The organism is Pseudomonas muyukensis (assembly GCF_019139535.1).
Lineage (GTDB): Bacteria > Pseudomonadota > Gammaproteobacteria > Pseudomonadales > Pseudomonadaceae > Aquipseudomonas > Aquipseudomonas muyukensis.
The window spans coordinates 3636299-3657355 of record NZ_CP077073.1; the positions used below are offsets into that span (position 1 = coordinate 3636299).

Annotated in this window: 20 protein-coding genes; 15 read left to right on the forward strand and 5 right to left on the reverse strand. The window is 67.4% G+C overall.

Annotation, left to right across the window (positions count from 1 at the left end; genetic code table 11):
• Positions 1-381: 381 nt before the first annotated feature.
• From KSS95_RS16250 to KSS95_RS16260, 3 genes are all read left to right on the forward strand, one after another.
• The gene (locus KSS95_RS16250) at positions 382-882 is read left to right on the forward strand and encodes a GNAT family N-acetyltransferase (RefSeq protein ID WP_217848093.1); all 501 of its coding nucleotides are present in this window, start codon (positions 382-384) and stop codon (positions 880-882) included.
• An 85-nt stretch (positions 883-967) separates the two neighbouring features.
• Entirely contained in the window at positions 968-1813 is an 846-nt protein-coding gene (locus KSS95_RS16255) for a protein phosphatase 2C domain-containing protein (RefSeq protein ID WP_217848094.1), read from the forward strand.
• A 166-nt stretch (positions 1814-1979) separates the two neighbouring features.
• Entirely contained in the window at positions 1980-3026 is a 1047-nt protein-coding gene (locus tag KSS95_RS16260) for a YncE family protein (protein ID WP_217848095.1), read from the forward strand.
• 93 nt (positions 3027-3119) lie between these two features.
• Here the strand turns inward: KSS95_RS16260 and KSS95_RS16265 are convergent, their stop codons facing one another.
• Complete coding sequence (locus KSS95_RS16265; RefSeq protein WP_217848096.1) at positions 3120-4463, reverse strand: OprD family porin; 1344 nt, start codon at positions 4461-4463, stop codon at positions 3120-3122.
• A 281-nt stretch (positions 4464-4744) separates the two neighbouring features.
• Here KSS95_RS16265 and KSS95_RS16270 point away from each other — a divergent pair, with 281 nt between their 5' ends.
• The 6 genes from KSS95_RS16270 (at position 4745) to KSS95_RS16295 (ending at position 10296) form a co-directional block, all read left to right on the forward strand.
• A complete protein-coding gene (locus KSS95_RS16270; RefSeq protein ID WP_217848097.1) occupies positions 4745-5761 on the forward strand; it encodes an ABC transporter substrate-binding protein in 1017 nt (338 codons plus the stop codon).
• Complete coding sequence (locus KSS95_RS16275) at positions 5758-6606, forward strand: ABC transporter permease (protein ID WP_217848098.1); 849 nt, start codon at positions 5758-5760, stop codon at positions 6604-6606. Before KSS95_RS16270 ends, KSS95_RS16275 begins: the two co-directional genes overlap by 4 nt.
• A gap of 53 nt (positions 6607-6659) precedes the next feature.
• Positions 6660-7523, forward strand: coding sequence for a LysR family transcriptional regulator (locus KSS95_RS16280; RefSeq protein ID WP_217848099.1), 864 nt, complete (start codon positions 6660-6662; stop codon positions 7521-7523).
• A 173-nt stretch (positions 7524-7696) separates the two neighbouring features.
• Positions 7697-8614 carry an AEC family transporter gene (locus tag KSS95_RS16285; protein ID WP_217848100.1) on the forward strand — a complete coding sequence of 306 codons (918 nt, stop codon included), beginning with the start codon at positions 7697-7699 and terminating at the stop codon, positions 8612-8614.
• A 47-nt stretch (positions 8615-8661) separates the two neighbouring features.
• Complete coding sequence (locus KSS95_RS16290; protein ID WP_217848101.1) at positions 8662-9270, forward strand: cell wall hydrolase; 609 nt, start codon at positions 8662-8664, stop codon at positions 9268-9270.
• 168 nt (positions 9271-9438) lie between these two features.
• The gene (locus KSS95_RS16295) at positions 9439-10296 is read left to right on the forward strand and encodes a CAP domain-containing protein (protein WP_217848102.1); all 858 of its coding nucleotides are present in this window, start codon (positions 9439-9441) and stop codon (positions 10294-10296) included.
• Positions 10297-10366: 70 nt separating this feature from the next.
• Here KSS95_RS16295 and KSS95_RS16300 read toward each other — a convergent pair whose 3' ends face one another.
• The gene (locus KSS95_RS16300; protein WP_217848103.1) at positions 10367-11329 is read right to left on the reverse strand and encodes a GlxA family transcriptional regulator; all 963 of its coding nucleotides are present in this window, start codon (positions 11327-11329) and stop codon (positions 10367-10369) included.
• A gap of 99 nt (positions 11330-11428) precedes the next feature.
• Between KSS95_RS16300 and KSS95_RS16305 the strand changes: the two genes are divergently transcribed.
• The gene (locus KSS95_RS16305; protein WP_217848104.1) at positions 11429-12040 is read left to right on the forward strand and encodes a LysE family translocator; all 612 of its coding nucleotides are present in this window, start codon (positions 11429-11431) and stop codon (positions 12038-12040) included.
• Between the two features lie 38 nt (positions 12041-12078).
• Here the strand turns inward: KSS95_RS16305 and KSS95_RS16310 are convergent, their stop codons facing one another.
• Complete coding sequence (locus KSS95_RS16310; RefSeq protein ID WP_217848105.1) at positions 12079-13284, reverse strand: MFS transporter; 1206 nt, start codon at positions 13282-13284, stop codon at positions 12079-12081.
• A 106-nt stretch (positions 13285-13390) separates the two neighbouring features.
• The gene (locus KSS95_RS16315; protein ID WP_217848106.1) at positions 13391-14290 is read right to left on the reverse strand and encodes a LysR family transcriptional regulator; all 900 of its coding nucleotides are present in this window, start codon (positions 14288-14290) and stop codon (positions 13391-13393) included.
• Positions 14291-14362: 72 nt separating this feature from the next.
• Here KSS95_RS16315 and KSS95_RS16320 point away from each other — a divergent pair, with 72 nt between their 5' ends.
• Positions 14363-14692 carry a cupin domain-containing protein gene (locus tag KSS95_RS16320; RefSeq protein ID WP_217848107.1) on the forward strand — a complete coding sequence of 110 codons (330 nt, stop codon included), beginning with the start codon at positions 14363-14365 and terminating at the stop codon, positions 14690-14692.
• On the opposite strand, the gene KSS95_RS16325 is transcribed toward KSS95_RS16320, so the two are convergent.
• Positions 14680-16050 carry an MATE family efflux transporter gene (locus KSS95_RS16325; RefSeq protein WP_217848108.1) on the reverse strand — a complete coding sequence of 457 codons (1371 nt, stop codon included), beginning with the start codon at positions 16048-16050 and terminating at the stop codon, positions 14680-14682. The two genes, KSS95_RS16320 and KSS95_RS16325, sit on opposite strands and share 13 nt — an antisense overlap.
• A 103-nt stretch (positions 16051-16153) precedes the next feature.
• Between KSS95_RS16325 and KSS95_RS16330 the strand changes: the two genes are divergently transcribed.
• The 4 genes from KSS95_RS16330 (at position 16154) to KSS95_RS16345 (ending at position 20966) form a co-directional block, all read left to right on the forward strand.
• Positions 16154-16747 (forward strand): TetR/AcrR family transcriptional regulator, encoded by a 594-nt coding sequence (locus KSS95_RS16330; protein ID WP_217848109.1) that lies wholly within the window; start codon positions 16154-16156, stop codon positions 16745-16747.
• 434 nt (positions 16748-17181) lie between these two features.
• Entirely contained in the window at positions 17182-17478 is a 297-nt protein-coding gene (locus tag KSS95_RS16335) for a transposase (protein ID WP_217848110.1), read from the forward strand.
• Positions 17475-18308 (forward strand): IS3 family transposase, encoded by an 834-nt coding sequence (locus tag KSS95_RS16340; RefSeq protein ID WP_217848111.1) that lies wholly within the window; start codon positions 17475-17477, stop codon positions 18306-18308. The genes KSS95_RS16335 and KSS95_RS16340 overlap by 4 nt, the downstream gene beginning before the upstream one ends.
• 252 nt (positions 18309-18560) lie before the next feature.
• Positions 18561-20966 (forward strand): glucose/quinate/shikimate family membrane-bound PQQ-dependent dehydrogenase, encoded by a 2406-nt coding sequence (locus KSS95_RS16345; protein WP_217848112.1) that lies wholly within the window; start codon positions 18561-18563, stop codon positions 20964-20966.
• Positions 20967-21057: the final 91 nt, after the last annotated feature.

Consider the following 21057-nt stretch of genomic DNA (forward strand, 5'->3'; position numbering starts at 1 on the left):
CCGAGCTCGAGCGCCGCACGGGCGCCAGGCAACAGCCATTGGCGCACGCGCTGTATGCCGCGTTTGCCGCTCATCTGTATCTGCCACAGCAGCGCAGACGCGCCTAGGCTCTGTATGAAAAGTCTTGAGACGAAGGTCAGGCAAGGCGAAAACAGCCGAGCAAGCGCAGTGTACTGGCGTACATGAGCATGGCGAGGCGGTTTTCAACGCAGCATGAACGAGTATCAAGGCTTTTCGTACAGAGCCTAGTGGGGTGTTGCGCAAAAAACGTCCCTGAGCGGCGGTGTTTTTTGCACTTGAGCACACCCATCACGCGCGACCCAGGGGGCGTATTTGCAAAACGCCACACCAGGACCGAAGCCTCCATCATGAGAACCTCAGATGCACGACATGCCTTCGCACATCGATGTTCGCGGCCTGACACCCCGCCGCCTGCAGCCCCACGATGAATCGATGATCTGCCGCCAACGCCAAGCCATGTTTCACGAAGCCGGTGGCGACCCTGCGCAACTGCGCAGCATGACCGAACATTTTGCCCCCTGGCTGCGACCGCGCCTGGCCGATGGCCGTTATTACGGTTTCGCCTTGCTCGATGGCCAGGCCGTCGTGGCAGCCATCGGCCTGATGGACATCGACTGGCCACCGCACCCGGCACACCCCACCCAGGATCGACGCGGCTATGTGCTGAATGTCTACGTCGAGCCCAGCCATCGCCGTCGAGGCCTGGCCACGGCGCTGATGCGCCTGGCCGAAGCCGAGTTCGGCCGGCGCGGGCTGGGGTTCGCCGTGCTGCATGCCACCGACGTCGGCCGGCCGGTGTACGCGGCGCTGGGCTGGGCGGCCACCGCGGAAATGGCCAAGGCCTTGCACCCGGCGCCCTGATAGTTTTGCCAGTTGCGCGGTTTGACGGCGGATGCGACAACCTTCAAGGTCACAGCACTGCCTGACCCTTGCAAGGAGCCAAACGATGCATTTCGACCTGATCCAGACCCTGAGCCTGGCCGGCAAACCCGACGTTGCCAACGACGACCGCATCGGCTGCGCCGATCGCCACGCCTGGGTGATCGACGGCGCCACCGACCTTGGCCAACCCGGCCTGCTCGGGGCTCGTGGCGGCGCGGCCTGGCTTTCGGGCACCGCGCAGCGGGCCTTTGCTGGGGCATCAGGCAGCTTGGAGAACATCTGCACCGGCGTGTTCGAGCAGATCGCCCAGGCCTACCAGCACGATCGCCAACGCGAACCCGTGGCCCTCTGGGAATTGCCGCGCGCGGCTTTCGCCGCCGTGGCACTGGAGGGCAACCAACTGGTCTGCGCGCACCTGGCCGATTGCGTGGTCCTGCATCGCAGCGCCGAGGGTGTGCGCTTCCTGACTCCCGATCCCGACCACAAGGCCGAACGTGCCGAAGCCGCCGCCCTGGGCCCTGGCACCGGCGCCCACGGCGTGCGCACCGAGGCCGTGGAGCTCGACCGCCGCGCCTCCCGCGAGCGCGCCCGGGCGGTGCTGGGGGTCGATGCGGCGCAGTCCGTGCAAGACACGCGGTACGAGCGCGTTCCAGCAGCACCTGGGGACGATGTGGTGTTGATGAGCGACGGCTTCGCCGCGCTGTTCGACACCTATCAGGTCTGTGACCCCGCCGCTTTCATCAGACGCTTGCACAGCCACGGGCTTGCCGATCTGGGCCATACCCTGCGCACGATCGAGCACCTGGATGATGTCTGCCTGCGCTATCCACGCTTCAAGATGAGCGACGACGCCTCGGCGATCTGGCTGCGCATCGCCGGGCCACTGCCGGCGAACCAGGCCCCGCGCTAGCCGCCGCGCCGGCATCGGCGGGCATGCCCGCGCCCAGGTTCCGCGTCTGTGTGTACCTGCCCAGCCAGCAAGGCTGGGTGATCGCCTGCGAGGAAACTCTCGGCGCACTGCGCCGGTCACAGCCTTTGAGCATGCAACAAGGACCGCAACCCAAAGGAGACTGGACATGCCCTACCCTCATCGCAAAACCCTGCTCCCGCTGGCCCTGGCCAGCGCCCTGCTGGCCGGCGCGCCATTGGCCTACGCCGACGACATCCTGCTGGTCGGCAACAAGGCCGATGCCAGCGTCTCGGCCCTGGACACCCGCAACGGCCAGGAACTGCTCCGCCTGCCGGTCGGCAGCGGCCCCCACGAAGTGGTGGTCAGCGGCAACGGCCTGCTGGCGGCGGTCGGCAACTACGGCGCGCAAGGCACCGCCAACAACAGCCTGAGCGTGATCGACTGGCCCAGCCGCACGGTGGTGCGCACCATCGACCTGGGCCAGGACTCGCGCCCCCACGGCATCCGTTTCCTGCCCGACAGCCAGCGGGTGGTGGTCACCACCGAGGACAGCGAGCGCCTGCTGATCGTCGATCTTGCCCAGGGCAAGGTGCTCGACCGGATCGAGGTCGGCGGCGGCAAGCCACACATGGTCGCGCTGTCACCCGGTGCCGACCGCGCCTATGTCACCCATGTCGAGGGCGGCAGCCTGTCGGTGGTCGACCTGCTGCACAAGAAGAAGATCGCCGAGATCCCCACCGGCCAGGGCAGCGAAGGCGTGGCGGTGACGCCCACCGGCACCCAGGTGTGGGTCAGCAACCGCGCCGGCGATGATGTGGCGATCGTCGACACCCAGCGCCTGGAAGTCACCGACCGCATTCGCACCGGGGTGTTTCCGATCCGCATCGCCATGACCCCGGACGGCAAGTACGCCCTGGTCACCTGCGCCAAGTCGGCGGAGCTGGCGGTGATCGATGTGGTCGCCAAGAAAGAGATCAAGCGCATCGGCCTGGCTCGCGCAGGCGCCGAATACCGGCGTACGCAATTGGGCGAGGAAGCGCTGCCGATCGGCGCGGTGGTGTCGCCGGACGGCAAGCGGGTCTACGTGGCGATCAGCGGCGGCGACGAAGTGGCGGTGATCGATACCGCCAACTGGAGCGAAAAGGCCCGTTGGAAAGCCGGCCCCGAGCCCGATGCCCTGGCGATCGTTATCCAGCCGAAGGAAAAGAGCTGACGGCCAGCAAAAAAAGGCGCCTCGTACGAGGCGCCAAACCATTCACCTGCAACCAAAGGAGCTCACGGGCTTCTCAAGGTGAATCCGGGTCTATCAGAGAATCGACAACGGGTACTCGACGATCAGCCGCACCTCGTCCAGGTCCGACTCGAAGGCCGTGGCACGGGTGGTGGCCTGACGCACCCGCAGCGACAGGTCCTTGGCCGCGCCGGTCTGCACCACGTACTTGACCTCGATATCGCGCTCCCAGCGTTGCTGCCCGGTGAGCGGGGCGCCGTTGCCGTCGCGGCGCATGTAGTAGGCGTTGGCGTTGCTGTAGTCGGCATCGCTGCCACGCCCGTAGCGGGTCATCAACGACAGGCCCGGCACGCCGTAGGCGGCCAGGTTCAGGTCGTAGCGCAGCATCCACGAACGCTCCTTGGGCGAGTTGAAGTCGCTGTACTGGATGGAGTTGTCGAGGAAGATCGAGTCGGACTGGCGCAGGTAGTCGAAGTCGTCGTCGCCGTTGTTGCGCTGATGGCTCAGGGCCAAGGTGTGCGCGCCATAGCGCACGCCCAGCCTGGCACTCCAGATGTCGTTGTCGAACTGCCCCAGGCGCTGGCGCCCCTCGTCCTTGGCGTTGTAGAAGTTGAAACCGCCCAGCAGCGCCAGTTCGTCGCCCAGCGGCCAGGTGATGCTGGTGCCGGCGTAGTACTGGTTCCACACATCCTTCAGGCGGCTGCCGAACAGGCTGACACTGACATGCTCATTGAGCGCGTAGTCGCCACCGCCGTAGGCGATCCATGGCGCGTCCACCGGGCCGCCGTAGAAGGTCACGAAATTGTCGCGCAAGTCGCTGGACATCGGCTGGCTCATCGCGTGCAGGCGCCCGGCCTGCAGGGTCAGGCCCCGCAGGCTGGTGTTTTCCACGGTCAAGCCGCGAAAACTCTCGGGCAACAGGCGCGAGTCGCCGGCAGCCACCACCGGGTTGAGCGGGAACACGTCGCCCACCCGCACTAGCGTGTCGAACAGGCGCACCTTGGCCGCGCCACCGAGCTTGGTGTATTCGTCGCGGGCCCGGCCATCGCGGTCCACCGGCAGCACGTCGAACGAACTGCGCCCGCCGTTGCGCCCGCCCCCGCTGTCGAGTTTCAGGCCCAGCATGGCGAAGGCATCCACGCCAACGCCCACGGTGCCCTGGGTGAAGCCCGATTCGAAACGGCTGATCAGCGCATGGGCCCAGGCTTCGGAATAACCGTTGTCGCCAGCCTTGCCACTGTTGTAGGTCGGCGCCGGGCCGTCGCGGTGGTCGCGGTTGAAGTAGAAATTGCGGTTGAGCAGGCTCAGGCGGCTGCCTTCGATGAAGCCTTCGGCCTGCGCCGGATCGGCCCAGGCACCAGGCCCGAAGCCGGCCAGGGCCACCAGGGTGGCCAGGGAAAGGATGGATTTGTCGGTCATCCGGTGCGCCTCGTAGTGTGGCTGTTCTTGTTGTCGGGCCTTGGCGCGGTGTGCCAGATGCCGGCATCCCCAGCCCCTGGGCCGAGGCTGATGCTCGCCGCTGGCGGATAACGGGAAGGTGAAGGCGAGATTACAATCGCGTCATTTGCGCGCCGGCCTGGCGCCTGCCGGCGAACACCGACGCGACCGGCGCCAGGGGATCAAGCCCCCGGCCCCGGCGCCAAGGCCTCGTCGTCTACACTTGTGCCGGCACACAAGGACCGGTACCCGACGAGGCCCACATGAAGAAAGTCCCCACCCTGCTGGCCGGCCTGCTGCTGGCCTTCGGCATGGCCAGCACCGACTCCGCCGCCGCCGCCGAGCCGAACGCCACCCTGCATTTCGGTGCCATCACCTGGGAAAGCGGCGCGCTGACCACCGAGATCCTGCGCCTGATCGTCGAGCACGGCTACGGCTTCAGCACCGACACCCTGCCCGGCAGCACGGTCAGCATGGAGGTGGCCCTGGCGCGCAACGACCTGCAGGTGATCGCCGAGGAATGGGCCGGGCGCAGCCCGGCCTGGGTCAAGGCCGAACAGGCCGGCCAGGTATTCGCCCTGGGCGACACGGTAAAAAACGCCGAGGAAGGCTGGTGGGTACCGGCCTACGTGATCAAGGGTGATCCTGCACGCAACCTGAAACCCCTGGCCCCGGACCTGCGTAGCGTCGATGACCTCAAGCGCTACCCCGAGGTGTTCAAGGACCCCGAAGCCCCCGGCAAGGGCCGTTTCCTCAACAGCCCCAGCGGCTGGACCTCCGAGACCGTCAACAGCCAGAAGCTCAAGGCCTATGGCCTGGACGGGCTGTACAACAACTTTCGCAGTGGCTCCGGCGCCGCCCTCGACGCCGAGATCACCTCGGCCATCCGTCGCGGCCAACCGGTGCTGTTCTATTACTGGAGCCCAACGCCGCTGATGGGCCGCTACCAGCTGGTTCGGCTTGAAGAGCCGCCGTTCGACGCCGCCGCCTGGGCCACCCTGAGCGATGCCGCCAACCCCCAGCCCCAGGGCAGCCGCTCACTGCCGGCCAAACTGTCCATCGGCGTGTCGAAGGCGTTTCGCGATAACTACCCGCAACTGGTTGCCGTGTTCGAGAAGGTCGACCTGCCCATCGCCACCCTGAACAAGGCCCTGGCCCACATGAACGAAACTCGGCAAAAACCCCGTGAAGCGGCTATCGCCTTCCTGCGCGACAACCCGCAGGTCTGGAAGGCCTGGCTGCCGGCCGAAAACGCGGCCAAGGTCGAGGCCGGCCTGTGAGCGGTAGCTTTCCCGAAGCCTTGCAGTTCTCGTTCGCGCCGGTGGTCAACCGCCTGGTCGATTGGCTGGTGCTGCATTACGGCGATCACCTGCGCAGCCTCTCCGATCAGTTGCTGCAGCTACTGGTGGGGCTGGAGAACCTGCTGCGCGCCCTGCCCTGGTGGTTGCTGTTGCTGCTGGTCGGCCTGCTCGCCTGGCACGCCAGCCGCAGCCTGGCCAGGGCCCTGGGGCTGACCGCGCTGCTGACGTTGATCGGCGTGCTGGGGCTGTGGGACAAGCTGTTGCAGACCCTGGCCCTGGTACTGGTGAGCACCGGCCTGTGCGTGCTGCTCGGCGTACCGTTGGGCATTGTCCTGGCCACCCGCCCGTTGGCCCGGCGCCTGCTGCTGCCGGTGCTCGACGTGATGCAGACGCTGCCGGCCTTCGTCTACCTGATCCCGGTGCTGATGCTGTTCGGCCTGGGCAAGGTGCCGGCGGTATTCGCCACCCTGATCTACGCCCTGCCGCCCCTGGTGCGCCTGACCCAGCTGGGCCTGGCACAGATCGACCCGTCACTGCTGCAGGCCGCCCATGGCCTGGGCGCCGGGCGCTGGCAGCGGCTGCGGCGCATCGCCCTGCCCCTGGCGCTGCCGAGCATCATGGCCGGGCTCAACCAGTCGGTGATGATGGCCCTGTCGATGGTGGTGGTGGCCTCGATGATCGGCGCCCGCGGGCTGGGTGAAGACGTGCTGGCCGGGATCCAGACCCTCAATGTCGGCCAGGGCGTCGAGGCGGGCCTGGCGATCGTCGCCCTGGCCATGGTCATCGACCGCATCAGCCAGGCCTACGGGCAGCCCAGGCGCTGAGCCAGGTATTCGCGTATCGTGTCCGCCATGCCAGCCACCGGAGCCTGCCTCGCGTGTCCCTCAAAGCCCTGCGCACCCTGGTCACCATCGCCCGCCACGGCACCTTCGCCCGTGCCGCCGACCTGCTGAGCCTGACCCCGTCGGCCGTGAGCCTGCATATCAAGACCCTCGAGGACGAACTGCAGGTGGCCTTGTTCGACCGCAGCCGTCGGCAAGTGGTGCTCACCGAGGCCGGCCAGTTGGCCGTGGCTCGCGCCGAGGGGATTCTTGCCGCCTACGACGAACTGGCCGACACCCTGGCCAGCGGCCCGGCCCTGCGCGGCCGGCTGCGCATCGGTGCCATCCACACAGTGCTGGCCCGGCGCCTGCCGCGGGCGCTGGTGTGGATCAAGGCGCACCACCCGCAACTGCATGTCAGCGTGGTCTCCGGCATGTCGGCGGAGCTGGCGCGGCGGGTCGAGGATGGCGAGCTGGACGCGGCCATCACCACCGAGCCGGTCAGCCCCTATCCGCAGAGCCTGCACTACGTGCCCTTGTTCGAAGACCGCTTCTGGGCCATCGCCAGCGCCGAGCTGGCTGGGCAGAGCCTGCCCGCGTTGCTCGCCAGCCAGCCGTTCCTGCGCTTCGACAAGCGTGCCTGGGCCGGTCGGCAGATCGAGCAGGAGCTGCGCCGCCAGCGCCTGCAAGTCAGCGAGCAAATGGAACTGGACAGCCAGGAAGCGCTGGCGCGCATGGCCGCCATGGGCCTGGGGGTGGCGATCATCCCCATGAGCGACGACGACCTGGCCCGCCTGCCGGCAGCCAGCGTGCTGCCCTTCGGCGAGCCTCAACTGACCCGGCGCATGGTGCTGCTCGAACACGAGAAGAGCCAGCGCAGGCATTTGAGCGCGGTGCTGAAAACGGCGCTGGAGGCCTAGCGGCTGTTTCGCCAGCACGCGCTGCCTGCAGGAGCCGGCTTGGCGGCGAAAGGGGCGCAACGCGGCCCCAGCAACAATGCAGTTTTTCTCAACAGTCGCTGCAGAAAACACCGTTTTTTCTGTGCACTGCCCTCCGCTACCCTGTGCCGGTACCCGTTCACGGACTGCCCGCCATGCTCCACCTGCTGCTGACCACCCTGGTCCCGATCATCCTGCTCATCGCCCTGGGCACCTGGCTGCAGGTCCGCGGCTTTGTCGCCGAGAACTTCTGGCCTGGCGCCGAGCGCCTGAGCTACTACGTGCTGTTGCCCTCGCTGTTCCTGCATGGCCTGGCCAGCGCCAACCTCGACGGCGTGCCGGTGCTGGGCATGGTCGGCGTGCTGATGCTCTCGACCCTGCTCGGCGCCCTGTTGCTGCTGCTCTACCAGGGCGCGGCAAGCCATGACGGCGCCGATTTCACCTCGGTGTTCCAGGGCGGCGTGCGCTTCAACAACTATATCGGCGCCACCCTTGCCGCCGGCCTCTACGGCAGCGCCGGGATCGCCCTGGCGGCGGTGGCCAACGCCGCCATCGTGCCCCTGGTGAACCTGCTCTGCGTGCTGGTGTTCGCCCGTTTCAGCGCCCGCCACAGCTCGCCGGCCACGGTGCTCAGGGCAATCTTCGCCAATCCACTGATCGTCGGTTGCGCCGGCGGCCTGCTGCTGCGGGTGAGCGGCCTGGGGCTGCCAGCGGGGCTGGAGCCGACGGTCAAGGCCCTGGGCCAGGCCGCCTTGCCGCTGGGCTTGCTGTGTGTCGGCGCAGCCCTGGGTGGCGCGCGCCTGGGGCAACAGGTCAAGCCACTGCTGGCGGCCTCGCTGTTCAAGTTCCTGGTCATGCCGCTGACCACCTGGGGCCTGTGCCGCCTGCTCGGCCTGGGCGGCCAGGCGGCGGTGGTGGCGGTGCTGTTCCAGGCGCTGCCCACCGCCTCGTCTTCCTATGTGATGGCCCGCCAGATGGGCGGCAACGCGCCGCTGATGGCGACCATCATCGCTTTGCAGACCGTGCTTGGCGCCGCGACCCTGCCGTTGGTGCTGAGCCTGGCGCTGGGTTGACGCCGTTTGGCTAGACTCAGCTCAGCCCTCCCCAAGGAAGCGCGACCATGCCCCCTGCCTGGATACTGTTCGGCCTGTCACTGCTCGCCAGCCCCCTGCTCCATGCCGCCGACAGCCCCAAGGCAGCGATCGCCGAAGACAAGGCGCAAGCACTCGAAGAAAAGGTGGTCGAAGACGCGCCGCCGCCAAAGCCGCAGGAAACCCTGAAACCCAGCGAGGTACAGGCCGTCGACCCGGCCGGCCAGGCACCGATGGACGACAGCATCACCTGCCTGGCCCGCACTATTTACTGGGAAGCCAAGGGCGCCGATGACCGGGACATGCGCGCGGTGGCCAGCGTGGTGCTCAACCGCCTGGGGCACGACGGCTTCCCCAACAGCATCTGCGCGGTGGTCAAGCAAGGCGTGGAAAGCAAGAGCTGCCAGTTTTCCTGGTGGTGCGACGGGCGCCCCGACCAGGTGGAGGAAGCCGAGCGCTATGCCGTGGCCAAGGAAATCGCGCGCAAGGCGCTCAACCAGCAACTCAAGGATCCTACCGGCGGCGCGCTGTACTTCCATGACCGCAACGTCAAGCCCGACTGGGCCAAGGCCTACCGCAAGAGCGCCGAAACCCGGCACTTCCTGTTCTACCGGCCGAACCCGGCGTTGGCCCATTGAGCCATGGCAAATCGCACTTTCCCGATTACCCACGGTCTACTCCCTCTTTTGCCGCTCGCAATCGATTGCCGGGCGTTTTCACGCATCGCACAACGCCGGGCCAAACGCCGCGCGCTTGTGTAGGATGAGCAGCGCAGACCCGACGCTGCCAGTTACAGGGAGATCCACATGCGCGTCCCATCCGTTGCCTGCCTCTTCGGCCTGACGCTGGGCCTGCTCGCCAGCAGCGGCGCCCAGGCCTTCACCGGCGAAGAAGCGCAACTGATCGATACGATCAACCGTTACCGCAGCCAGGCCCAGCGCTGCGCTGGCGAAGCCTCGCTGGAACTGCCGCCGCTCAACAGCGACACGCGCCTGGCGCTGTCGCCGGAAGGCACCCGCGACCTGCAGCAGGCCATGACCCGCGCCGCCTACCCCATGGTCAACGTGCAAGCCATCAGCCTGTCTGGCCCGCGCGACGCCAAGGCGGCGATGAAGGCCGTCGAGGAAAGCTTCTGCCAGGTGGTGCTCGACCCGCAGTTCGTCGATATCGGCGTCAGCCAGGAAGGCCGCGACTGGCGCATCGTCCTGGCCCGGCCACTGCTCAGCGGTCGTCTGGGCGACTGGCAGGCCGAAGGCCAGAAGCTGCTGCAGGAAGTCAACGCCGCGCGCAACCTGCCGCGCCAGTGCGGCGGCCAGCCCTACCCGGCCGCCCCGGCCCTGACCTGGAGCACGACCCTGGCCGGGGTCGCCGCCACCCACACGCGCAACATGGCCAACCAGAACTTCTTCGACCATATCGACCGCGACGGCCGCACCCCAGGCGACCGCGCGGAGCTGGCCGGCTACCTGTACCGGCAGATCGGCGAGAACATCGCCGCCGGGCGCGACACCGCGCGCAAGGTGGTCGATGGCTGGCTGGCCAGCCCTGGGCATTGCGCCACCCTGATGAACCCGGACTTCCGTGAACTGGGCGCGGCCTATGCCGTGGACCCGAAGAGCGATGCCGGCATCTACTGGACGGGGTTGTTCGGTACGCCGCAGTAGGGCACGAAAGATCCGCCTGCCATGCACACCCCCTGTGGCAGCATGGCCATGGAGGCGCACCGCCGCGATCTCACGACCTGCGCAACGCCTGCGCCGTGCAGCCAAAGCGCCGCCGCACCCACTTGCCCAGGTAACTGGCGTCGCCCATGCCCACTTCATCGGCGATCTGCGCCAGGCTGTGGCTGGAGTTGAGCAGCCGCCAGCGCGCCTGCTGCAAGCGCATCTCCAGCCACCAGGCCTTGGCACTCATGCCATGACTGGCCTGGAACTGGCGGTCGAGCTGGCGCCGACTGATACCCAGCTCGGCGGCCAAGGCCTCGATGGTCACTGGCGCCGCCAGGTGATGGCGCATCAGCGCGCTTGCCCGTTGCACCGCGCGCGCCTGCTCCGGCCCTGCCTCCAGCGAACGCAGGGCATGGCGGCTGTCGCGGCTCTCGTCCACCAGCATGTCGGCCAGGCCCTTGAGCGCCCGGGCCCGGCCACTGGACTGGGCGATCAGGGCCACCGCCAGGTCGATGGCGGCGGTGCCGCCGGCACAACTGATGCGCGCGCCATCGAAGCAGTACAACTGCTCGGTCAGCACCTGTAGCTGCGGGAACGACGCGCGAAACTCGGCCTCGTGGCGCCAGTGCAGCACCACCTTGTGGCCCTCCAGCAAACCGCAGGCGGCCAGCAGGAACGCCGCGTTGTCGATGCTCACCAGCTTCACCCCCGCCTTCACCGCCTGGCGCAGCAAAGGTTTGTAGCGCGGGGCCAGCGCCGCGGTGGCCGCGGCATTGCGCCCACCGAACAGCACCAGGTAATCGAAGTCGCTCCAGTCCAGCTGTTGCGCGGTCAGCTCCACCTGCACCACCGCGCCACTGCTCGATTCCACCGGGGTGGCATCGAGCCCGAGGATGCGCCAACTGCAGTAGCGCTGGCGGCTGTAGTCCTCGTCATCGGCCGAAAACCGCAATTTGTCGAGAAAACCGCCAAAGGGCAGCAGCGCGAACGCCGGCAAGGGCAGGATCAGCAAGCGTAGGTCGGGTGTCATCGGGCGTCCAGATAGAACCGTTGAATGTCCAGATAATACCCGCCCATTGCAACACTGTGCCCTACACTGGCGCCCTGAATTGGTTAAAGGCACCTAGGCATGGCACTCGACACCTGGCTCATCTACCTGCTGGCCAGCATTGGCCTGTCGCTGACCCCCGGCCCCAACAGCCTGCTGGCCCTGACCCACGGCGCGCTATACGGTGCCCGGCGAACGCTGTTCACCATTGTTGGCGGGGTGTTCGGTTTCAGCGCCCTGATCGCCCTGACCATGTTCGGCCTGAGCGCCCTGCTGCAAGCCTCGGCCTCGCTGCTGGGCGTGCTCAAGTGGCTGGGCGGGGCCTATCTGCTGTGGCTGGGCATCCAGTTGTGGCGCAGCCCGGCGCTGCACCTGGAGCAGCCCCAGGGCAGCGCCCGGTTGAGCAATGCCGGGCTGTTCCGCCAGGGCTGCCTGTCGGCCATGGCCAACCCCAAGGTGCTGTTGTTCTACGGCGCCTTCCTGCCTCAGTTCATCGACCCGCAGCGTGGCTTGCTGCTGCAGTTCGTGGTGATGGCGGCGACCTTCGCCAGCGTCGAGTGCCTGGTCGAATACCTGCTGGCGCGCCTGGCGTTTCGTATTCGCCCGTGGCTGGCCAAGGGTGGCCGGGGCTTCAACCGTTGTTGCGGGGGATTGTTCGCGGTAATCGGCGTGGCCTTGCCACTGGGGCGTTAGCCGGACGTGACCGGCCCGCTCGCGCAAGGCCCTGTCGCTCAACGGCCTCGCCCATCCGCGACCAGCAGGAACACCGCCAGCGCCACCGCCGGCAACCCCGCCCCCAGCAGCGCCACGCCGCCCCAGCCGAACTGCGCGTATACCCCGCTGGCCAGCGCCGAGCCCACGGCCCCGCCGAGGAAGATGCTGGTCATGTACAGCGCATTGAGCCGCCCGCGGCTGGCCGGGTCCAGCGCATAGACCTCGCGCTGGCCGATCACCATGTTCATCTGCACCGTGAAATCCAGCAGCACCCCGGTCAGCCCCAGGCCAATCACGCTCATGCCCGGCGCGCTGACACCAATCACCAGCGCCAGCGGCGCCAAGCCCATCGCCAGCAGCGACGCCCGCCGCCCATGCCCGGCATCGGCCAGGCGCCCGGCCAGCGGCGCCGCCACCGCGCCCACCGCCCCGACCAGGGCGAACAGGGCAATCTGGCTCTGGCTCAGGCCATGTTCCTGCGCCAGCGCCAAGGGCACGGCGGTCCAGTACAGGCTGAAGGCGGCGAACATCAGCGCCTGGTACAACGCCCGCTGGCGCAGCAGCGGATAGCGGCGCAGCAGCACCAGCAGCGAGCGCATCAGCCCGGCGTAGCTGGCCTTGTGCTCAGGCACCCGGCGCGGCAGGGTCAGCGCCAGCAGCAGGATGATCGCCAGCATCACCCCGGCGGCGCCGATGAACACCACGCGCCAGCCGAAGTGATCGGCCACCAGGCTCGACAGCGGACGCGCCAGCAGGATACCCAGCAGCAAACCGCCCATGATGTTGCCCACCACCCGCCCGCGCTGCTGCTCGGGGGCCAGGTGCGCCGCCAGGGGAATCAGCATCTGCACCGACACCGAGCTGAAACCGATCAACCCGGCATAGGCCAGGAACGCAGCCCCCTGGCCGTGGCCACGGGTGCCGGCCAACAAGAGACTGAGCGTGGCCAGTAGCGCGGTGGCGACCATCAGCCGGCGGTTTTCCAGCAAGTCGGCCAACGGCACCAGCAGCAACAGGCCCAGGGCATAGCCCAGCTGGGTCAGGGACACGATCAGGCTGGCACGCTCGCCGGACAGGCCCAGGTCCGGGGCGATCAGCCCGACGATGGGTTGCGCGTAGTAGATATTGGCGACGATGGCGCCGCAGCAGAACGCCAGCAGGATCACCAGGGCCCGGCTCAGACCGGGGACCGAGGGCTGGGCGACAGCCAGGGAAGGATGCATGGGGCAATGCCTCGCAAACGACGGAAAGTGCGCGCATAGTGCCGTGCCCGCCCCCGGGCGAGAATCCACCGCCTGCGCAACGGGCTTTTGCGCAGCGCGCAACGGTTCAGCCTGCCAGCAGTGCCTCGCAGAACGCCACGAACGCCATCACTCGCCGCGAACCGCGGTGGTTGGGCAGGTACAAGGCATTGATCCCGGTGCTGGCGATGCCGGGGCTGACCTCCCAGTCGGCGAACAGGCGGTGCAGGCGCCCGGCCTCGACATCGCCGCGCACCAGCCAGTCGGCCAGCAGCGCGACGCCACTGCCGGCAATGGCGGCCTCGCGCAACAGGTCGGCGTTGGCGCTGCGCAGGGGCCCGGCGACATTCAGCTCCAGGGTCTGCTGCCCCTGGCGCAGCCGCCAGGGCCGGGCAGCCTGGCCGTAGCGAAAGCGCAGGCAGGCGCAATCGGCCAGTTGTTGCGGCTGCTGCAAGGGCGCCCGCGCCGCCAGGTAAGCCGGGCTGGCCACCAGCCAACGCTGGAAATGCCCCAAGCGGCGGCACACCAGTTCGTCGCTGGGGGCAGGCTCGCCGAGGCGGATGGTCAGGTCGTAGCGACCCTCGAGCAGGTCGTCGAAGCGATCGCTCAGGTCGATGTCCAGCTCCAGCCCCGGGTGGCGCGCCAGAAACGCGCCCAGGTGCGGGGCGATCACCCGCCGCCCGAACTCCACCGGCAGGCACAGGCGCAGCACCCCCACCGGCGCCTCGCCACGGTCGGCGACGCTGGCATCGGCATCGGCCAGGGCCTCGACGATATCCCGCGCACGCTGGTAGTAACCGGCACCGGCTTCGGTCAGGCTCACCTGGCGGGTCGAGCGATTGAACAGGCTGGCGCCCAGGTCCTGCTCCAGGGCGTCGACCAACCGCGACACCGACGAGGTCGCCACGCCGAGCTTGCGCGCGGCGGCGGAAAACCCCCGGGCCTCGACAGTGGCCATGAACGCCTTGATCGCCAGCAGCTTGTCCATTGCACTTTCCCTGGGGCAAAGCCGGGAACCTTCCTACAATCTTGCCGTGCAATCAACTCCATGGAGGTCTTCATGCCTGGCAACCTGTTCACCGCCCTGCCGCCCCTGGACGCCCAGGCCGAGGAGCAATTGAGCACCCTGCTCGAACGCCCGGGCGTGCGCATCGAGCGCATCGTTTCCACTGGCCAGGCCAGCCCGCCCGGCTTCTGGTACGACCAGGACGAAGGCGAATGGGTGGTGCTGCTCAGCGGCAGCGCCGGGCTGCAGTTGGCGCATGAAAACCTGCCTCGCGTGCTGCGCGCTGGCGATCACCTGGACATCCCCGCCCACTGCCGCCACCGGGTGGCCTGGACCGAACCCGGCGTGGCGACGGTGTGGCTGGCGGTGTTCTATCGCGCCTGAAGCGCAGCACCGCGCGGCGCCGGCCGCTGCAGCTGGTAGAAGCGCCAGGGCAGCAGCAGCGCCGCCACCGTCAGGCCGCTGGCAAAGCCGACCCACACCCCTACCGCGCCCAGCGCCGAATGGAACGCCAGCCAGTAGCTCAGCGGCAGCGCCAGCAACCAGTAGCTGACCATCGTCACCCCCACCGGCCAGCGGTAATCCTGCAAGCCGCGCAGGGCCCCCAGCGCGGTGGACTGCAAGCCGTCGGCCACTTGCATGGCGGCGACCACCACGAACATCGGCACGGCGATGGCGATCACCTGCGGGTCGTCGCTCATGGCCTCGGCGATGCGCCGGCCAAACAGCGCCAGCAGCACCGTGGCCACCAGCATCCAGGCCGTGACGCTGATGAAGGTGGCGCTGCCGATGGCGCGGATGCGCGTGGTCTGGCCACGGCCCTGGGCCTGGCTGATGCGGATGCTCACCGCCGCCGCCATGCCCAGCGGCAGCATGTACAGCAGCGCGCCGATCGACTGCACCACCTGATTGGCCGCCAGGGCCGCGTTGCCCAGCCAGCCGAGCATCCAGGCGGCGATCACCACCGCGCCGGCCTCGGCCAGGTAGCCCAGGCCCAATGGCCAGCCCTCGCCGAGCAAGGTCTTCCAGCCCAGGTGCGGCCCCTGGGGCGCCAGGCGGTAGCGTGCCAGCGAGGGCGCCAGGCACCAGTAGGCCAGGGCCAAGGCGACCGCCAACGACTCGGCGATCACCCCGGCGATCCCCGCCCCGACCAGGCCCAGGGCCGGCAGGCCGAAATGACCATGGATCAGGCCATAGCTCAGCGGGATATTGAACAGCACCGCGCTCATCACCAGCAGCACAGCCACCCACGGCCGGCCGATGGCCTCCAGCACGTCCTTGAACACCACCGCCAGGCAATAGGGGATCAGGAACAGCGCCATGGCCTGCCAGTACGGCGTCAACAGCGCCACATCAGGCAGCGGCACGCCCAGCCATTGCAGCAGCGGCAAGCTGGCGAGCATCACCAGGCAGCCGAGGCTGCCGACCAGCAGGCCGTAGCCAAGCCCGCTACGCAAGGTGCGCGCCACATCAGCCGGGTCATCGGCGCCATGGGCATGGCCGACGCGCACACTCAGGGTCGCGAGCATGCCGTACAAGCCTGCGTGGAAAATCAGCCCGGCGCTGCTGGTCAGGGCGACACAGGCCAGTACCACGGTGCCCAGCGATGCCAGCAGCACGGTGTCGGTCAGGCTGATCAGCTCGGCGGCCGACAAGCCCAGCACCAGGGGCAAGGCCAGGCGCAGCAGGCCGGGCAGTTCGCCCAGCCAGGCCACCGGGGTCGATGAAACACGGGCAGTCACCGTCACAACCTCCAATTGACATACGCTGCGTATGCTAATGCCATTTATTGACATACGCAACGTATGCTAATTTGCGCTGCATCGCTTTCGCCTTGGAGTTCCCATGCCCGCCCCTCGCCGCAGCCGCGCCGCCATGAGCGCCGACACCACCGAACGGCTGATTGCCGCCGCCCGCCGCCAGTTCGCCGAAAAGGGCTTCGCTGCCGTGGTCATGGACGACCTGTGCGCCGAGGTCGGCCTGACGCGTGGCGCCCTGCACCACCATTTCGGCGGCAAGGCCGGGCTGTTCAGCGCCGTAGTCCAGCACCTGCTGGACGCGATCAACCAGGCCCTGGATGCCCGCTACGACAGCCATACCGACCCGTGGGAGGGCTACATCGACACCTGCCTGCACTACTACGACCTGCTGCACGACCCGGCCTTGCGGCGGATCCTGCTGCAGGACGCCCCGGCCGTGCTCGGCCCGCGGTTGCGCGAGCTGGAGGAAGCCAGCTACATCGGGCCGATGGTCCAGGGCCTGGTGGAGTTGCAGCAGGCCGGGCGGTTGCGGGCGTTCGATGCCGTGGCCATGGCCCATTTGATCAACGGCGCGATGGGCGACAGCGGGATGTGGGTGGTTGCCCAGGACGATCCGCAACAGGCCGCCGAGCGGGTGAAAGCAGCGCTGCGCTGTTTGCTGGAAGGCTTGCAACTGTAGGAGCGTGCTTGGCGAGGCAGGCGCCGCAGTGGCTGGCACCGGCTGCGCCGGTGTTCGCCGGCAAGGCCGGCTCCTACGCCGTCTGCGGCCTGCCCGCCCGTAGCCAGCTTGCTGGCGAAGCAGGCGCCGCGGTGGATGGCACCGGCTATGCCGGTGTTCGCCGGCAAGCCGGCTCCTACGCCGTCTGCGGCCTGCCCGCCCGTAGGAGCTTGCTGGCGAGGCAGGCGCCGCGGTGGATGGCACCGGCTGCGCCGGTGTTCGCCGGCAAGGCCGGCTCCTACGCCGTCTGCGGCCTGCCCGCCCGTAGGAGCCAGCCTTGCTGGCGAAGCAGGCGCTGCGGTGGCTGGCACCGGCTGCGCCGGTGTTCGCCGGCAAGCTGTTGTGGCTCAATGTTTTTGGACCATGATGTAGGAGCATCAACCTAAGGACGCATCATGGGTTTTCGTAACGTTCCTGCTGAAGAAAAGGCCGAAGCTGTTCGCTTGGTCGTGGAAATGAACTACTCCGTGCCCAAGGCATGTGAGCAGATGGGAATAGGGCCTACAGCCCTGCGACGCTGGGTTCGAGCATGGCGCAAGGAGCATGAAGGAGCCACGCAAACGACTCGGCCTCAAGACCAGGAACTCATTGATTCACTGAAGGCCAGACTAGAGCTGCTGGAGGCCGAGAACGACGTTCTAAAAAAGCAGTTGCCCTCTCATCTGAGGGCACTGTTCTGCCGAAGAAAGTGATCGCACGGCTCAAGGGTCGACTGTCCACGCGTCATTTGTGTCGACTTCTGAGCGTGCCACGTAGCAGTCACTACGCGAGCCGTAAGCCTCGGCTGATCAAGCCCATTGAGCGACGCTTGGAAAAGGAAATACGCCAATTGCACAGGACATTTCGCGGTGCTTTGGGTAGTCGAGGTTTTTCCAAGGAACTGCGAAAAAAAGGGTTCGCGGTCGGGCGCTATCGCATGCGTAGCTTGATGAAGAGGCTGGATCTGCACTGGAAACGCCCGCGCTACGCGCATTATCGGCGAGCCACGAAACCAGCCCCTACAGCTGCCAATCTCCTGGATCGCCGCTTCAACCCCGTGCATCCCAACGTGCGGTGGGCGGGAGATATCACCTACATACGGGCAGGTGGACGCTGGCTGTACATGGCAGTGGTGATGGACCTGTTTTCCCGCCGGATCGTGGGTTGGGCCTGTTCGAAAACAGCTGATACCGATCTCTCGCTCCGGGCCTTGCGGTTAGCTGTTGCCCTGCGCAAACCGGGTTCTGGATTGATGTTTCATTCTGACCAGGGGTGTCAGTACACCTCTGATCGTTTTGTAGGGTATTTGGCTGAAAAGAGTATCGTGCAGAGCATGAGCCGACGAGCCAATTGCTGGGATAACGCCGTTGTAGAACGCTACTTCAGGACGTTGAAGCAGGACTGGGTACCGGAGGATGGTTATACAAATCACAGAGAGGCGGAGAAAGATGTGATGGAGTTTATTGCTCACTACAACCATCACCGCTGTCACTACGCTTCGAACGATCTGCCACCAGCTACTTTTGAGGAGCTGGCGGCCTAAAAGCTCCTACGTCGTGGTCCAAAAAAACTGGACCACTACAAGCCGGCTCCTACGCCGTCTGCGGCCTGCCCGCCCGTAGCCAGCTTGCTGGCGAACCAAGCAACGCGGTGGATGGCACCGGCTGCGTCCTGCCAGCCTTGCTCGCGAAGCAGACGACACGGGGGCGGATGGAACCCCTAAAAATGTACTAACTTGTTAATTAGCTTGCTAAGGGCTTACACTGCCGCGCATTCCACCTGCGAGATCCCTGGCATGAAACACACCCCCCGCGCCCCTGGCGCCTCCACATTCATCCTGGTCGGCCTTGGCGTGGTCATCGCCCTGCTCGGCCTGCTCCTGGCTGCTGGCGGTGTCACGCTGGCCGGCCTGGGCGGCTCCTGGTACTTCCTGGTCGGCGGCCTGGCCATGACCATCGCCGGCATCCTCATCGCCCGGCGCAAGCCGGCTGGGGCCTGGCTGTACGCCCTGTTCCTGCTCGGCACCCTGGCCTGGGCGCTGGCCGACACGGGCCTGGTGTTCTGGCCGCTGTTCTCGCGCCTGTTCATGTTCACCGCGATCGGCCTGGTGGTCGCGCTGGCCTACCCACAGCTGGTGCGGCGCCAGGCGCGCGCTGCCTATGGCCTGGCCGGCGTGCTGGCCGTGGGGCTGGCCATCGCCGCCGGCAACATGTTCGTCGCCCACCCCAGCGTCGCCGCCAACGGCAAGGGCCCGGGCCTGACCCCGGTAGCGCCGGGCAAGGCGCAGCAGAACTGGGCCCACTACGGCAACAGCGAAGGTGGCAGCCGCTTCGCCGCACTGGACCAGATCAACCGTGGCAACGTCGACAAGCTCCAGGTGGCCTGGACCTACCACACCGGTGACGTGGCCATCAGCGACGGCAACGGCGCCGAGGACCAGCTCACCCCCTTGCAGGTCGGCGACAAGGTGTTCATCTGCACCCCGCACAACAACCTGATCGCCCTGGACGCCGACAGCGGCCGCGAGCTCTGGAAAAATCCGATCAACGCCCAGTCCAAGGTCTGGCAGCGCTGCCGCGGCATGGCCTACTTCGACGCCAGTGCCCCCCTGGCGCAACCGACCCAGCCGGGCAGCTCGCCAGTCACCGTGGCCCACGTGGCGCCCAGCGCCAACTGCCAGCGACGCCTGCTGACCAACACCATCGACGGCCGCCTGATCGCCGTCGACGCCGACACCGGCGCGTTCTGCCAGGGCTTCGGCCACAACGGCCAGGTCGACCTCAAGGCTGGCCTGGGCAATGTGCCGGACTCTTACTATCAATTGTCGTCCGCGCCGCTGATGGCCGGCACCACCGTGGTGGTCGGCGGGCGCGTCGCCGACAACGTCCAGACCGACATGCCCGGTGGCGTGATCCGTGGCTTCGACGTGATCAGTGGGGCCATGCGCTGGGCCTTCGACCCGGGCAACCCGCAACAGCGCAACGCCCCGCAGGGCGACGCCACCTACGTGCGCAGCACGCCGAACAGCTGGGCGCCGATGTCCTACGACCCGGCGATGAACACCCTGTTCCTGCCGATGGGCTCCTCGTCCACCGACATCTACGGTGTCGAACGCAACGCCCTGGACCACACCTACGGCGCCTCGGTGCTGGCCCTGGACGCCACCACCGGCAACCAGCAATGGGTGTACCAGACCGTGCACAACGACCTCTGGGACTTCGACCTGCCGATGCAGCCGAGCCTGATCGACTTCACCGGCGATGACGGCAAGACCGTGCCAGCCGTGGTGATCGGCACCAAGGCCGGGCAGCTCTACGTGCTCGACCGTGCCACCGGCAAGCCGCTGACCCAAGTCGACGAAGTGCCGGTCAAGCCGAGCAACATCCCCCATGAACCCTATTCCCCGACCCAGCCGAAATCGGTGGGCATGCCGCAAATTGGCGCGCAGACCCTGACCGAGGCGGACATGTGGGGCGCGACCCCTTACGACCAGCTGCTGTGCCGCATCGATTTCAAGAAGATGCGCTACGACGGCCTGTATACCGCGCCCGGCACCGACCTGTCGCTGAGCTTCCCTGGCTCGCTGGGCGGCATGAACTGGGGCAGCCTGTCCACCGACCCGGTGCACGGTTTCATCTTCGTCAACGACATGCGCCTGGGCCTGTGGATCCAGATGGTGCCGTCGCAGAACCAGGGCGACGCCGCCTCCGGTGGCGAGGCGCTGAATACCGGCATGGGCGCCGTGCCGCTCAAGGGCACGCCGTACGCGGTGAACAAGAACCGCTTCCTGTCGGTGGCCGGCATCCCCTGCCAGGCGCCGCCCTACGGCACCCTGACCGCCATCGACATGCACACCCGGCAGATTGCCTGGCAGGTGCCGGTGGGCACCGTCGAGGACACCGGCCCGCTCGGCATCCGCATGCACCTGCCGATCAAGATCGGCCTGCCGACCCTCGGCGGCACCCTGTCGACCCAGGGCGGCCTGGTGTTCATCGCCGGTACCCAGGACTTCTACCTGCGCGCCTACGACAGCGGCAACGGCAATGAGATCTGGAAGGCCCGCCTGCCGGTGGGCAGCCAGGGCGGGCCGATGACCTACGTGTCGCCGAAAACCGGCAAGCAGTACGTGGTGATCAGCGCCGGCGGCGCGCGTCAGTCGAGCGACCGTGGCGATTATGTGATGGCCTACGCCCTGCCGTAAGCATCGCGCTCCCGCACGCGCCAGGCGCGCTCCCGCAGGCCTTGCACGAGGCCCAACAGGAGCGCGCCTGGCGCGCCATGGCCTTCAGCAG